The sequence below is a fragment of the Luteimonas terrae genome (assembly GCF_004358165.1).
Taxonomy (GTDB): domain Bacteria; phylum Pseudomonadota; class Gammaproteobacteria; order Xanthomonadales; family Xanthomonadaceae; genus Luteimonas; species Luteimonas terrae.
Genome location: NZ_SMTG01000002.1, coordinates 1064174 through 1078721, shown reverse-complemented (window position 1 = coordinate 1078721; position 14548 = coordinate 1064174). Strand labels below are relative to the sequence as shown.

At 70.1% G+C, this 14548-nt stretch carries 13 protein-coding genes; 7 read left to right on the top strand and 6 right to left on the bottom strand.

The annotated features are described in order from the left end of the window. Positions 1-51: 51 nt before the first annotated feature. From E2F49_RS05095 to E2F49_RS05080, 4 genes are all read left to right on the top strand, one after another. Positions 52-1749: an FAD-dependent oxidoreductase gene (locus E2F49_RS05095; RefSeq protein ID WP_133392868.1), complete on the top strand. Its 1698-nt coding sequence runs from the start codon at positions 52-54 to the stop codon at positions 1747-1749. 77 nt (positions 1750-1826) lie between these two features. Then, positions 1827-2024, top strand: a complete 198-nt coding sequence (locus E2F49_RS05090; RefSeq protein ID WP_133392867.1) for a hypothetical protein — start codon at positions 1827-1829, stop codon at positions 2022-2024. Between the two features lie 156 nt (positions 2025-2180). After that, positions 2181-2948 carry a histidine phosphatase family protein gene (locus tag E2F49_RS05085; RefSeq protein ID WP_133392866.1) on the top strand — a complete coding sequence of 256 codons (768 nt, stop codon included), beginning with the start codon at positions 2181-2183 and terminating at the stop codon, positions 2946-2948. Continuing rightward, positions 2945-3847 carry an NAD(P)H-hydrate dehydratase gene (locus E2F49_RS05080; RefSeq protein WP_133392865.1) on the top strand — a complete coding sequence of 301 codons (903 nt, stop codon included), beginning with the start codon at positions 2945-2947 and terminating at the stop codon, positions 3845-3847. Before E2F49_RS05085 ends, E2F49_RS05080 begins: the two co-directional genes overlap by 4 nt. 75 nt (positions 3848-3922) lie before the next feature. On the opposite strand, the gene paoC is transcribed toward E2F49_RS05080, so the two are convergent. The 4 genes from paoC to E2F49_RS05060 all read right to left on the bottom strand — a co-directional run bounded on the left by paoC (position 3923) and on the right by E2F49_RS05060 (position 8866). After that, positions 3923-6121: an aldehyde oxidoreductase molybdenum-binding subunit PaoC gene (gene paoC / locus E2F49_RS05075; RefSeq protein WP_133392864.1), complete on the bottom strand. Its 2199-nt coding sequence runs from the start codon at positions 6119-6121 to the stop codon at positions 3923-3925. Then, complete coding sequence (locus E2F49_RS05070) at positions 6118-7077, bottom strand: FAD binding domain-containing protein (protein ID WP_133392863.1); 960 nt, start codon at positions 7075-7077, stop codon at positions 6118-6120. Before E2F49_RS05070 ends, paoC begins: the two co-directional genes overlap by 4 nt. Continuing rightward, the gene (paoA, locus tag E2F49_RS05065) at positions 7074-7727 is read right to left on the bottom strand and encodes an aldehyde dehydrogenase iron-sulfur subunit PaoA (protein WP_208004804.1); all 654 of its coding nucleotides are present in this window, start codon (positions 7725-7727) and stop codon (positions 7074-7076) included. Before paoA ends, E2F49_RS05070 begins: the two co-directional genes overlap by 4 nt. Positions 7728-7840: 113 nt before the next feature. Then, the gene (locus E2F49_RS05060) at positions 7841-8866 is read right to left on the bottom strand and encodes an XdhC family protein (protein ID WP_133392861.1); all 1026 of its coding nucleotides are present in this window, start codon (positions 8864-8866) and stop codon (positions 7841-7843) included. A 257-nt stretch (positions 8867-9123) separates the two neighbouring features. Between E2F49_RS05060 and E2F49_RS05055 the strand changes: the two genes are divergently transcribed. Beyond that, positions 9124-10917 (top strand): DUF885 domain-containing protein, encoded by a 1794-nt coding sequence (locus E2F49_RS05055; protein WP_133392860.1) that lies wholly within the window; start codon positions 9124-9126, stop codon positions 10915-10917. A gap of 6 nt (positions 10918-10923) precedes the next feature. Here E2F49_RS05055 and E2F49_RS05050 read toward each other — a convergent pair whose 3' ends face one another. Next, positions 10924-11382: a hemerythrin domain-containing protein gene (locus tag E2F49_RS05050; protein ID WP_133392859.1), complete on the bottom strand. Its 459-nt coding sequence runs from the start codon at positions 11380-11382 to the stop codon at positions 10924-10926. A gap of 147 nt (positions 11383-11529) precedes the next feature. Here E2F49_RS05050 and E2F49_RS05045 point away from each other — a divergent pair, with 147 nt between their 5' ends. After that, a complete protein-coding gene (locus E2F49_RS05045; protein ID WP_133392858.1) occupies positions 11530-12327 on the top strand; it encodes an amidohydrolase in 798 nt (265 codons plus the stop codon). Between the two features lie 339 nt (positions 12328-12666). On the opposite strand, the gene fabR is transcribed toward E2F49_RS05045, so the two are convergent. Next, the gene (gene fabR, locus E2F49_RS05040) at positions 12667-13344 is read right to left on the bottom strand and encodes an HTH-type transcriptional repressor FabR (protein WP_133392857.1); all 678 of its coding nucleotides are present in this window, start codon (positions 13342-13344) and stop codon (positions 12667-12669) included. A gap of 94 nt (positions 13345-13438) precedes the next feature. Here fabR and E2F49_RS05035 point away from each other — a divergent pair, with 94 nt between their 5' ends. Next, positions 13439-14545, top strand: a complete 1107-nt coding sequence (locus E2F49_RS05035; RefSeq protein ID WP_133392856.1) for a ferredoxin reductase — start codon at positions 13439-13441, stop codon at positions 14543-14545. Positions 14546-14548: the final 3 nt, after the last annotated feature.

The following is a 14548-nucleotide window of genomic DNA, read 5'->3' as shown; positions in this document are numbered from 1 at the left end:
GCGACAGCGCCACGCCGGTGCATGATGCGGTTCCCGCCACGGAGCGCCGGCATGCCTCTCGCCGATTCGCGTCACCACCAGATGTTTCCGGTCCTCGATGCCGCGCAGGTGGCCACCGCGCGGCGCTTCGCCAGCGGGCCGCCGCGTCGCTGCGATGCCGGCGAAATCCTGTTCGACGTGGGCGATTGCGACGCGCCGGTGTGGCTGATCCTCGAGGGCGCCGTGGACGTGGTGCGCCGCGACGGCCTGGGACACGAGAAACCCATCACCACCCAGGGCGCGGGCCAGTTCACCGGTGAGATCAGCCAGCTGGCCGGACGCGCGTCGCTGGCGGCCGGGCACGCGGGCGAAAGCGGCTGCACCGCAATCCCCATCGACGCGGCGCATCTGCGCGCGCTGGTGGTCGGCGCGGCGGAACTGGGCGAGGTGGTCATGCGCGCGCTGATCCTGCGCCGCGTGGGCCTGATCGAGGGCGACGCGTTGGGCTCGGTGCTGGTCGGCCTGCCGGGCGACGCGCATCTGACCGGCCTGCAGGGCTTTCTCACGCGCAACGGCTATCCGAACACGCTGATCGATGCCGACAGCGAGGAAGGCCGCGAGATCGTGGAGCGCCTCGGCATCCAGCCGGGCGATCTGCCGCTGATGATCTGTTCCAACGGCGAGGTGCTCAAACGTCCGGGCAACGCCGAGGCGGCGACGTGTCTGGGCATGACGCCCGAACTCGACCCCGAGGCCGTGCACGACGTGGCGATCGTCGGGGCCGGCCCGGCGGGTCTGGCCGCCGCGGTCTATGCGGCCTCCGAAGGCCTGTCGGTGCTGGTGCTCGACCAGCGCGCGATCGGCGGGCAAGCGGGTGCGTCGGCGCGCATCGAGAATTACCTGGGCTTTCCCACCGGCATCTCCGGTCAGGCGCTGGCGGGCCGCGCCTACAACCAGGCGCTCAAGTTCGGCGCCGAACTGGCGATTCCGCTGGAAGTCGAGCGGCTTCTCTGCGCCGACGACGCGGGCGAGGGCGCGCCGGTGCACGGCCTGCAGCTGCGCTCGGGCGAGCGCATACGTGCCCGCACGGTGGTCATCGCCTCGGGCGCGCGTTACCGGCGCCCCGACATCGGCAATCTCGAACTGTTCGAAGGGGCCGGCGTGTCGTACTGGGCCTCGCCGGTCGAAGCGCGCCTGTGCGAAGGCGAGGAAATCGCGCTGATCGGCGGCGGCAACTCGGCGGGCCAGGCGGTGGTGTTTCTGGCGCCGCGTGTGAAGACCCTGCATCTGGTGATCCGCGGCGCGGGGCTGGACGCATCGATGTCGCGCTATCTCGTCGATCGCATCGCCGCACTGCCCAACGTCGTGCTGCACACGCGCACCGAACTGGTGGCGCTGGAAGGCGATGCCGAGCGCGGCCTCGTCGGCGCCGTCTATCGCGAGCGCGACACGGGCGACACGCATCGCTGCGATCTGCGTCATGTTTTCCTGTTCGTCGGCGCGGATCCCAATACCGCGTGGCTCGGCGACTGCGTGGCGCTCGACGCGGCCGGCTTCGTGACGACCGGACTCGACGATGCACGGCCCGGACGCACGACGTCGTTGCAGACCGACCGTGCCGGCGTCTACGCGATCGGCGACGTCCGGGCGGGCTCGGTGAAGCGCGTGGCGGCAGCGGTCGGCGAGGGCGCGGCGGTGGTCGCGCAGATCCACCAATATCTGGCCGCAGCTGACGACCGGGCGCGCGCCCGCGACACCGCGACCGCGTGAGGCTGCGTGCGTCTGCACGCCATCCGTTTCACGGCAGCAGGCGTAGCGTCGCAGCTGCCCCTCACGAGGACACCGCGATGACACAGAAGACCTACGACGCCGGCCTGGACGACATCACCAGTACCGATCCGCAGCCCGATCGCAAGCCCGATCCGAAAACCGGCATCGACAGCGAAGTCGGTGACATCGACGATGTCGATGCGGACGCCGAAGCGGACGATGCAGACGACGACGCGTTGCCCGGTCACGCGGGCGGCGGACTCGCCGGCGGTTGATCCCGTCGCGGTACGGGCACACGAGGATTCGCGTGCCCTTGACGATCGGCTGGCGACCCTCCGGTGCATGCATCGGAGGAGATGGATGACCACAGCCCTGTTTCGCGACGCGACCATCGCCCAGTGCGGCGCTACGCCCGGGATCGGGACGCCCTGATGGCCCGGCTTCGACACAGTGACTGGCCGGACCGGCTGTGGATCGTGCGACACGGCCAGAGCGCGGGCAACGTGGCGCGCGATGCTGCCGAGCTGGCACAGACGCATCTGATCGATCTCGACACGCGCGATGCGGACACCCCGCTGTCCGATCTCGGGCATCGGCAATCCGCCGCGCTCGCGCAGTGGTTCGCCGCGTTGCCGGACGCCGAGCGCCCCAATGTGCTGCTGACGTCGACCTTCGTCCGCGCGCAGCAGACCATCCATGCCGTTGCCGATGCGCTGGGCATCGACCGCGACGACATCGGCGTCGACGAGCGCCTGCGCGAGAAGGAGTTTGGCGTGCTCGACCGTTACACCGTCGCGGGCATCAAGGTGACGTTCCCCGAACTCGCGGCCCAGCGCGCCGCGGTCGGCAAGTTCTATTTCCGGCCGCCGGGCGGGGAGAGCTGGTGCGATGTGATCCTGCGGCTGCGCAGCGTGACCGAAGTGCTGCGGCGCGATCACGTCGGCGACCGTGTGCTGATCGTCGGCCACCAGGTCATCGTGAACTGCTTCCGCTATCTGCTCGAGTGCATGGACGAGGCGCAGATCCTCGACATCGATCGCGCCGCGGATGTGCCGAACTGTTCGATCACCGAGTACGCGCTCGACCGGGCGGACCCGGACGCGCTCTTCCAGCTGCGCGTCGCCAATCTGGCATTGCCTCTGGAGGAAGCCGGTGCGCCGGTGACCGCGGCGGCAGACAGGCCGGCTGGTCCGCGATGAGTACCGCGCGCACGAGCGCGCGCCGCGCCACGGGACGTGCGCGCACGATCGACGCCGCATTGCTCGAACGCTGGCCGCTGCCCGATCCGCGCGGCTGCGGCAGCAAGGAAGAGCGCGGCCGCGTCCTGGTGATCGGCGGCAGCGTGCAGGTCCCGGGCGCCGCTATGCTCGCCGGCATCGCGGCGCTGCGTGCCGGCGCCGGCAAGCTGCAGGTGGCGACCGCCGCGCCGGCCGCCCTGTCGCTGGCGATCGCCTTGCCGGAGGCCAAGGTCATGGGTCTGCCGGCCGACCGCGACGGTGAGATCCGTCTGCTCGGACGCGCAGGCGCGCACGCGGCCGCGCATGCGCGCGCCGTGCTCCTCGGCCCAGGCATGGACCCGGGCATCGAGACACGACGCGTCGTCACCGCCGCGGTCACGGCGGCGCAGTGCACGGTGGTGCTCGATGCCGGGGCACTCGACCTCCGTGCGCTACGCGCCGCGCGGGGGAGGCGTGGCGACGCTTCACTGGTGCTGACGCCGCATGCGGGCGAGATGGCGGCCCTGCTCGACACCGACGAGGCGGCCGTGCGCGCGGACCCCGCAGGCATCGCACGCAATTGCGCGCAGTCCTGGAAGGTCGTAGTGGCGCTGAAGGGTGCGGTGACCCACATCGCGGCGCCGGACGGCCGGATGTGGATCAACACGGCCGGCAGCGTCGCACTCGGCACCTCGGGCTCGGGCGATGTCCTCGCGGGCCTGATTGCCGGACTGGTCGCGCGCGGCGCAAGTCCGGAGCAGGCGGCCGTCTGGGGCGTGCATCTGCATGCGAAGGCGGGCGCGCGGCTCTCGCGCCGCATGGGGCTGGTCGGATTCCTGGCCCGCGAGATCAGTGCCGAGGTGCCCGGACTGATGCCCTGAGCGCAGGTTCGCGCTGCGCCCGGATCACCGGCTACCGCGCGCCAGAAGCGCCCGGTGTCGTGAATCGCACGGACGTCAGGCGACGTCCGGCAGCCCCTCGATCAGCTTCTCCAGCGTGATCGGATACTCGCGCACACGCACGCCGGTAGCATTGTGGATCGCGTTGGCGATCGCGGCCGGCACGCCGCACAGGCCCAGCTCGCCGACGCCCTTGGCCTTCATCGGCGAACTGTCGGCGTCCGTCTCGTCGAGGAACACCACCTCCTGACGCGGCACGTCGGCGTGCACCGGCACTTCGTAGCCGGCGAGGTCGTGATTGACGAAGAAGCCGATCGTCTCGTCGACGGCCAGCTCCTCGCTCAGCGCGGCGCCGATGCCCATCGTCATCGCGCCGATGATCTGGCTGCGCGCCTGCTTCGGGTTGAGGATCCGGCCCGCCGCGCAGACCGACAGCATGCGACGCACGCGCGTCTCGCCGGTATGCACGTCGACGCCGACTTCGGCGAAGTGCGCGGCGAAGGTGCTGAGCTGTTTGCGCTTGTCGAGATCGCCGAACTCGATCGCGTCTTCGACGACGATCTGCCCGTCGCCGGCGACGTCCGCCAGATCCACCGACTTGCCACCGCCGCTGACCTTGCCATCGGCGAATTCGGCCGTGGCCGGGTCGAGTTCGGCGCGCGTGGCGACGACCTCACGCAGCTTCATGCAGGCGGCGTACACACCCGCGGTCGCGCTGTTCGCGCCCCACTGGCCGCCGGAGCCCGCAGACACCGGGAATTGGGAATCACCGAGCTTCACCTCGACCCGGTCGACATCCACGCCCATCACCTCGGCTGCGGTCTGCGCGATGATCGTGTAGCTGCCGGTGCCGATGTCGGTCATGTCGGTTTCGATGGTGATGCGGCCATCGCCATCGAGCCGCGCCCGCGCGCCGGACTTCATCACCGGCGCATTGCGGAAGCCCGCGGCCATGCCCATGCCCACCAGCCAGCGCCCGTCGCGCACGCTGCCGTGGGCCTTGCGCGCATCCCAACCAAACTTTTCGGCGCCCTGGCGCAGGCATTCGACGAACTGGCGCTGGGAGAACGGGCGCTCGGGATGTTCGGGATCCACCTGGGTGTCGTTGCGGATGCGGAATTCGACTGGATCGATGCCGAGCTTGTCGGCCATCTCGTCCATGGCGATTTCCAGCGCCATCATGCCGGGCGTCTCGCCGGGCGCGCGCATCGCATTGCCCTCGGGCAGGTCCAGCGTGGCCAGGCGCATGCGGGTGATGCGGTGTTCGCCGGCGTAAAGGAATCGCGTCTGCTGCACGGCGACTTCGGGACCGCCGCCTTCCAGATCGCCGGACCAGCTTTCGTGGCCGATCGCGGTGATGCGGCCTTCGGGCGTCGCACCGATGCGGATGCGCTGCAGGGTGGCGGGGCGGTGCGTCGCGTTGTTGGCGATCAGCGGCCGGTGCAGGGCGACCTTGACCGGGCGCTTGGCCGCTTTCGCGCCGAGCGCGGCCAGTACGGCATCCGCGCGCACGAAGAGTTTGCCGCCAAAGCCGCCGCCGATGTAGGGCGAGACCAGACGCACCTTTTCCGGCGCGATGCCGAGCGTGCGCGCGACATCGCCCTTGCCCCAGGCGATCATCTGGTTCGAGGTCCAGATGGTGACTTTGTCGCCGTCCCATTCGGCCAGCGAGGCCATCGGTTCCATCATCGCGTGGGACTGGTCGGGCGTGGTGTAGCGCGCATCGAGCGTGACCGGCGCGGCGGCGAACGCCGCGTCGAAATCGCCGACGGCTGTGTCGTCGTTGTCCTTGCCCTCCGGCTTGACCGCATTGGCCTGTTCGCGCTCCAACGAGAAGCGGCCGCGGCTGCGCGTGTAGGCCACGCGAACCAGGCCCGCGGCGGCGCGCGCCTGCTCGAAGGTCTCGGCCACGACGAGCGCGATCGCCTGGTGGTAGTGCTGCACCTCGGGCCCGCCCAGCAGCGTCGCGGTGTTCATGCGGCCCTTGCCGAGCTTGCCGGCGTTCTGCGCGGTGACCACGGCCAGCACGCCGGGCGCACGTTCTGCGGCGCTGGTGTCGATGGAGGCGATGCGGCCCTTGCCGATTCCCGCGCCGATCACTTGACCATACGCAGCGCGTGCAGTGGCGTCGTGCCACTCGTAGGCGTAGGTCGCGGTGCCGGTGACCTTGTGCGGGCCGTCGATGCGGTCCAGCGGTTGGCCGACCACGCGCATGCGGTCGACGGGGTTCTGTCCTGCGGGCGTGTCGAACTTCATGACGCGGCCTCCTGGGCCTCGGCCAGAGCCGCGGCGATGGTGCGTTCGGCGAGGGCGAGCTTGAACCGGTTGTCGTCGGTCGGCGCGGCGCCCTCGAACAGGCGCGCGGCGACCGCCTTCGCGCCGCGCGGCAACTCGGCATCGGCTTCGGTCCTGCGCCAGGGCTTGTGTGCGACGCCGCCGACCGTGACCGAGCCGCTGCCGTCGCGCTGCACGATCGCCGCCACCGACACCAGCGCGAACGCGTACGAAGCCCGGTCGCGGACCTTGCGGTAGACCTGCCGGCCACCCACTGGCGGTGGCAGCACGACCGCGGTGATCAGCTCGCCCGGCTCGAGCACGGTTTCGCGCTGCGGCGTGGTGCCGGGCGCGAGATAGAAGTCGTCGAGCGCGATGCGGCGCTCGCTGCCGTCCGGCTTGACCGTCTCGATGACCGCGTCGAGTGCGCGCATCGCCACGGCCATGTCGCTGGGATGCGTGGCGATGCAGCTGGAACTGTGGCCGATCACCGCCAGCTGCCGGCTGTAGCCGTCGATCGCGCCGCAGCCGCTGCCGGGCAGGCGCTTGTTGCAGGCCTGGTCGGTGTCGTAGAAGTAGGGGCAGCGCGTGCGCTGCAGCAGGTTGCCGGCGGTCGTCGCGCGGTTGCGCAGCTGGCCCGACGCGCCCGCGAGCAGGGCCCGCGACAGCAGCGGCCAGTCCTTGCGCACCCGGAGATCGGCGGCCAGATCGGTGTTGCGCACCAGCGCGCCGATGCGCAGGCCGCCGTCGTCGGTCGCCTCGATGGTGTCGAGCTTCAGGCCGTTGACGTCGACCAGCTGCGCCGGCGTCTCGATCTCCAGCTTCATCAGGTCGAGCAGGTTGGTGCCGCCGGCGATGAACTTCGTCCCGGGCTCGCGCGCAGCGGCCGCTGCAGCGGCGGCAGGCGTGTCGGCGCGGGTGTAGGCGAAGGCCTTCATGCGGTCGCTCCCTTGCGCACGCCGGCGACATCTTCAATGGCGTCGAGGATGTTGGCGTAGGCGCCACAGCGGCAGAGATTGCCGCTCATGCGTTCGCGGATCTCGCTGGCATCGAGCGCGGGCTTGCCGCCGAGATCGGCGGTGACGTGGCTCGGAATGCCGTCGCGGATTTCGTCGAGCACCGCGACCGCCGAGCAGATCTGGCCCGGCGTGCAGTAGCCGCACTGGTAGCCGTCGTGCTTCACGAAGGCGGCTTGCATCGGGTGCAGGTCGCCCGGCGTGCCCAGGCCCTCGATGGTCGTGACCTTGGCCCCTTCGTGCATCACCGCCAGCGAGAGGCAGCTGTTGATGCGGCGCCCGTCGACGATGGTCGTGCAGGCGCCGCACTGGCCGTGGTCGCAGCCCTTCTTGGTGCCGGTGAGCTGCAGGTGTTCGCGCAGCAGGTCCAGCAACGTGGTACGCGTGTCGACCTCGCGTTCGACGCTGCGACCGTTGACCTCCAGCGACACGGTCTGCATGACCGGCGGGCGCGGCGCGTTGGGCGTCGTGGCGGAATTCGCGACCTGCGCGACGGCAGGCATCGCGACCGCGCCGGCCGACGCGGCACCGGCTTTGAGCAGTTCCCTGCGGGTGAGGGGCGACATGGACATTCCTCTTGGCTGGCTCGATGGCTGGCGGAAGGCGGGCGCGCGTCAGGCGTGCACCGGTGCAGCTTGCGGGCGCGGGTGTTGCCGTACGGTCAATGAATGCGGGTTCGTGGCGATCATGTGCGCTGCGCACCGCGCCATTGCTGCAGCTGCGTGGCGATGCTCAAGACGATCGCCTCGGGTCCGCGTCCGCAATGCGGCACGCCCACCGGCGCGTGCAGACGGCCGGCCAGCGCATCGCGTGCGTGCGTCGGCAGCAGCTTGAACAGATCCTGCCGGCGCCGGTCGGGACCCAGCAGGCCGATGAAGGGGATGCGCGAAGCCGCGAGTGCCAGCAGCGCCTCGCGATCGGCCTCGAAGCCGTGGTGCATGACGAGCGCAACGTCGGCGTGCGGGTGCGCGGCCACCGCGTCTTCGGGTGGCGAATCGATCAGGCCGCACTGCGCGGCCGCTGCCTCGCGCCAGCGCGCGCGCCGCTCGGCCACCGTGACGCGCCAGCCGAGCGATTCGAGCATCGGAATCAGGATCGGCGTCTCCGGACCCGCGCCGAGCACCAGCGCCTCGGGCGCGCGGTGCAGACACAGCGTCCACCGCGCAGCCCTAGTGTGCGGCGTCCCACCGACCGGCAGATCCCACGAACTGGCATGGCCACCGATGCGACAGGCGATGTGTCCGCCCGCATCGAGCGTCACTTCCAGGGCATGCCCGCCGCCCAGCCATGTGCGCATGGCGTCGGCGATGTCCGCCCGCGCAGCCAGCGGCACCAGCGCCAGCAGCTGGCGGCCACGGCAGCCGACCGCCGACCCCGCGAACAGGGCCGCGTCGTCGGTGGTGTCGATATCCAGCCATTCGAGACGACCTGCCGCCGCGGCCTCGACCGCGACACGCGCGATCTCGGGCTCCAGGCAGCCGCCGCTGATCCAGCCCGCGTGCGGGCCGTCGCCGAACAGCGCCAGCGCGCCGGCGGAGGCGTAGGTCGAGCCTTCCGTCTCGACGACGAGCGCGAGCACGGGGGCGCCGCCTGCAGCAAGTGCCTCGAGCGCCAAGTGCAGCACGGCGCCGGGATTGCCTTCGCAGAAGCGACCCGTCGCAACATCCGCAGACGCCTGCGGCTCGGCGCGCGCCGGGCAGTCGACGCTCATCGGGCGCGGCCGTGACAGGGATGCGCGGGTGCGGCTGGCAGACAGCGGGCCATGGGACGTCCGTCGGAATTGGGGGAGGGTGGCGGGTGGGGCGTGAGGTTTGCGTGGACCGGTGGCGCGCACGACTGCAGGTGCATACGGCAAGTCTCCACGCCCGCGCACGTGCGGACGCGATGCACGCAGCGCGCGTTCCCGGCATGCTGGGCGCTTCGTCGCACTGCTCCGGTGTGCGCGCCCATGCTTTCGAGGAGTCCTTGATGTCCCTTGCCCCGCGTCGCCGTCCGACGCTGTCCCGCCTCGTGCTGTCCCTGTCGCTCACCCTCGGCATCGCGTCGCCCGTGCTCTCGCAGGAGGCGGCGCGGCCCACGCTCGCCGCGCCGGCGAATGCCGCCGAAACCGCCTTGCGCGATCTGTACACCCGCGAGTGGGAGTGGCGCCAGGCCGAATTCGTGCGCGAGAAGGTCGACGGGCGTTGGCAGAGCAGCGGGCGCATGCCGTCGGTGACACCCGAAGCCTGGGCCCGCCGCGCGGACTACTGGAAGCGGACGCTGGCCGCGCTGGATGCGATTCCGCTGGACCAGCTGGGCCGCGAGGAGCGCATCAACGCGGCGGTGTTCCGGACCTCGCTGGAAGCCGACGAGGCGGGCGCCCGCTGGCGCACCTACGAGGCGCCGTTCAACAGCGACAGTTTCTTCTGGGGCGGCATCAATCCGCGCCAGCCGTACCAGACCGAGGCCGACTGGCGACGCTTCATCAGCCGCCTGGGCGATGTGCCGCGCTACTTCGACGAACAGATCGCGAACATGGAAGCGGGTCTGGCGCGCGGCTGGAGCGTGCCGCGCGCGACGCTCGACGGCCGCGACAAGACGCTCGAACCCTACGTGCAGACCGGCGATGCAAACCCGCTGCTGGCGACCTTCGACCGCATTCCCGCCTCGATTCCCGAGAACGTGCGTACCCGGCTGCGCGAGGAAGGCCGACGCGTCGTGCAGGCGCAGACGATCCCCGCGTACGCCAGGCTGCTGACCTTCATCCGCGGCGAGTACCTGCCGCGCACGCGCACGACGATCGCAGCCAGCGACCTGCCGGACGGCCGCGCGTTCTACAGGACGCAGATCCTGGAGTACGTGACCCGCGACATGAGCGCGCGCGAGATCCACGATTTCGGCTTGGCTGAGGTCGCGCGCATCACCGCCGAGATGGAACAGGTCAAGCGGAGGGCCGGTTTCGAGGGCGATCTGCCGGCCTTCATCGACTACCTGCGCACCGATCCGAAGTTCTACGCCAAGACACCCCGCGAACTGCTGGGCGAGGCGTCGCTGATTGCCAAGAAGATCGACGGCCAGCTGCAGTACGTCGTCGGCACGCTCCCGCGCTACCGCTTCACGATCCTGCCGGTCGCCGACGACATCGCGCCGATCTACACCTCCGGCCGCGGCGGCCTGGACGCGTGCTTCTTCAATACCTACGACCTGCCGTCGCGTCCGCTGTACAACCTGCCGGCGCTGGTGCTGCACGAATGCGCGCCCGGCCACAGCTTCCAGGCCGCGCTTGCGCTGGAGGCGCCGGCGCGTCCGGACTTCCGTCAGCAGACCTATTTCTCCGGCTACGGCGAAGGCTGGGGTCTGTACACCGAGTGGCTGGGCACGCGCATGGGCATCTACGAGACGCCCTACGAAGAGTTCGGTCGCCTGACCTTCGAGATGTGGCGCGCCGCGCGTCTGGTCATCGATACCGGCCTGCACGAATACGGCTGGACCCGCGACCAGGCGATCGACTATCTCGCCAGCCACACCGCGCTGGCCAAGCACGATGTCGTGACCGAGGTCGACCGCTACATCTCCTGGCCCGGCCAGGCGCTGTCGTACTACATCGGCTACCGGACCATCCTCGACCTGCGCGCCGAGGCCGAACGCGAGCTCGGCGACCGCTTCGACCAGCGCCCGTTCCACGACACCATCCTCAATCTCGGATCGGTGCCCCTGCCGGTGCTGGAGGAGGAAGTGCGGCGCTTCATCGCCGCGCAGAAGGCGAGCGCGCCGACACGCTGACGCGAGTCACTCGGCGCGGAGTTTCCGTTCCATGCGGGCGTGGTCGCGGCGGTAGCGCTGCGCCGCGCGGATCTTCTGGGTGTCGGTCAGCAGCTTGCCCGACACCTGGAAGAACTTGCGCTCCTCCTCGCGCAGGTGGTGATGCACCTTCTCCGACAGCTGCTTCGCCTTGGCCATCCACGCCGCGCCGGTGTGGTCGCGGACCTGGAGATCCTCGACCAGCTCGTCCATCTGGTGATGCTCGTGCAAGGCATGGCGCGAGGCATCCAGCCCGGCGTCGTGCATCAGGATCGGCGCGTAGAGGAAGCGTTCCTCTGCGGCCGCATGCGCGGCGAGCTCAATGCGCAGCTCGGTGAACAGTTCGATGCGACGTTCGCTGTGCGGCGGCGAACGCAGCAGCTTGCGGCACAGCGAGCGCTGGCGCTCGTGGCTTTCCCGCAGGGCGTCGTAGATGGTCTCGGGCATGGCGGGCTCCGCGGCGGGCTGGCTGCCGGCACGGTAGGGGCGCGCGGGTAGACGGCGCGTGCACGCTCGTTGCGCTGCGCTTGAGCCGTGCCGCCGCAGGTCCGAGAATCGACGCCCGGATCGAACATCGCGTTTGCGGATCGTCGTATGCAGAACCTTCGTGTCTCCACCGTCCAGGGCGCCACCGTGTGGCACGACCCGGCGGCCAACCGCGCCTACTACGGCGATCTGATCGCGCCCTTGCGTGGTCTGAGCGATCTCGTCGTGTTGCCCGAAACCTTCACCAGTGGTTTCAGCAACGACGCCATCGATCGCGCCGAGGACATGGACGGGCCTACTGTCGAATGGATCCGCGCGCAGGCGGCGGCGCTCGATGCCGTGGTGACCGGCAGCGTGCAGCTGCGTGAGGGCGACGGCGTCTACAACCGCATGCTGTGGGCCATGCCCGAGGGGGAATTGCGGTACTACGACAAGCGGCACCTGTTCCGGTACGCCAACGAGCACAAGCGTTACGCCGCCGGCCGCGATCGCCTGACCGTAGAATGGAAGGGCTGGCGGATCAATCCGCAGGTCTGCTACGACCTGCGCTTCCCGGTGTTCTGTCGCAACCGTTTCGACGTGGAGCGCCCGGGCGGACTGGACTTCGACCTGCAGATCTTCGTCGCCAACTGGCCCGCGGCGCGCGCCTACGCGTGGAAGACGCTGCTGCGCGCGCGAGCGATCGAGAACCTCGCCTACGTGGTCGGCGTCAACCGCGTCGGCACGGACGGCAACGGTCTGTCGTATTCGGGCGACAGTGCGGTGCTGGATTTCCTGGGCCAGCCCCTGAGCGAATCGACCGATCTGGAGGTGGTGTCGACGACGACGCTGTCGGCCGGACAACTGCAGGCGCATCGCGAACATTTTCCGGCGATGCTGGATGCGGACCGGTTCGAGATCCGGTGAGGGCAGGCGAGTCCGATAGATCGGAATCGCTCTGACCCGTCGCCCCGGCGGAAGCCGGGGTCCAGCGACTTCCGATCAGATCCGGCGCTGCCCCAGATTCGTCATCCCAGCGAAAGCTGGGATCCATTTTGACGTAAGCGTTCGCCGGTCAGTTCGATCGTCCGCTTCAGGCGGCAAAGACACAGAGCTACGGCGCGCGTCAGACGATGGTGCTTCCGCGGAGCGGCAGCGCCTCGTGCTCAGTGCAAAGATCAAAATGGATCCCAGCTTTCGCTGGGATGACGGTGCGTGAGGCGTAGTTGATGTACTCGAGAACGCCGAAAGATCACCACCCGAATCTCAACGCGCCCGCTTCGCCTGTCCCATGGCATGCGCACCGCGCAGCAGCATGCGGATCATGTGCGACAGCTCGTCGACCAGCCGCTCGTCGTCTTCCGGCGGCGAATCCAGCGCCGTGCCGCCCGCGGCGAACACCAGGCGCGTGATCGCGCGGGCCACGAGGCCCGGCTCGTGGAAGACGATGCCCTGCGCGGCGGCGATGCGGATCAGGTCCGCGCGCAGTTCGTCTTCGAAGAAACGCAGTTGCCGGTCGACCGCGCGCTTGAACGCGTCCGAGCCCACGGTGCCTTCGCGCAGCAGCACGTGCAGCAACTTGTCGTCCGCGCGCAGGCGTTCCATGAACGCTTCCAGCGAGCCACGGACGATGCTGCGGCCTGCGACGGCGCGGCGGCGCGCATCGCCCACGATGCGCCGCAGCGACTCGCCGGCCAGGTCGATCAGCGCGACCGCCAGTTCGTCCATGTCGTGGAACTGGCGGTAGAAGCTGTTCGGCGCGATGCCGGCCTCGCGGGCGACCTCGCGCAGACTCAAGGTCGAGACGCTGCGGTGGGCGCCCGTGAGCCGCAGGGCGGCCGCGATCAGGTCCTCGCGGACGATGGTCGGTTTGCGGCCGGCCTGGCTGTCTCCGGCGGCGGGGCCGGTGTCGCCGCTGGCAGATGCGAGAGTGCGGACGGTCACGGGCGGGCGCCGAAGGCTGGGACGGTCAGCATACCAGCCGCCATTAATGTACAAGTGTATACACGGCTGTGCGGATGGGTGTACCTTTCACCCCATGTCGACCGTCCAGCCCTTCAAGCCCGCGCGCCGCAGTCGCCTGCGCCGGCTCGCCAGTCCCTTCGTCGCGCCGCCGGTGTTCGACTTCTGGGCGCAGCGCGTACATCCGACCTGGAGCTGGGAGCGTCCGCTCGCCCGCGTGGTCGCGCAGGCACCCGCCGCGGACAATGCGGTCACGCTGACGCTCAAGCCCAACCGCCACTGGCGCGGCGCGACACCTGGCCAGCACGTCAACCTCACCGCCGACATCGACGGCGTGCGCATCACGCGCAGCTACAGCCTCGACGCCCCGGTCGCGGCCGACGGCCGCATCACCGTGACCGTCAAGGGCGTCGACGAGGGCCGCATGAGCCGGCATCTGCTGGCCGCCGCGCGCCGTGGCGACGTGTTCGACATCGGGCCCGCGTTCGGCGATCTGGTGTTGCCGAAGCGCGTCGAGGGCGCCTGGCTGTTTCTCGCGGCCGGCAGTGGCGTGACGCCGCTGATGGCGCTGGTGCGCCAGTTGGCCGGGCAGGGCATGCCGGTGCCGGTGACGCTGGTGTACTGGGCGCGCACCCGCGCCGAGCTGTGCTTCGTCGACGAGCTGCGCACGCTCGCCGCGCAGCATCCGTCCTTCGACGTGCGCTTCGTGCTGACCCGCGAGGCCGCGGCCGCGGCCGATGAAGCCAGCGGCCGTATCGATGCGTCGCTGCTCGACACGCTGGTGTCCGACCTCGACACGCGCCAGACCTATGCCTGCGGGCCGGGCGGCTTCGTCGCGACTGCCACCGGGCTGCTCGAAGGCCGCGTGCCGTTGCTGCGCAGCGAGGCCTTCACCCCGCCGCCGCGTCCGCAGACCGACGACAGCGGCACGGTCGAAGTGCGCCTGGCGCGCAGCGGCCGCGCGCTGCAGCTGGCGCGCGGCGTGCCGCTGCTCGAAGCGCTGGAAGCCGAAGGCCTGAAGCCGAAATCCGGCTGCCGCATGGGCATCTGCAACACCTGCGCCTGCGGCAAATCCGCCGGTGCCACGCGCGACCTGCGCACCGGCACTGCCCATACCGAAGCCACGTCGGCACTGAAGCTGTGCATCAGCAGCGCGGTGTCCGATCTCGTGCTCGATCTGTGATTC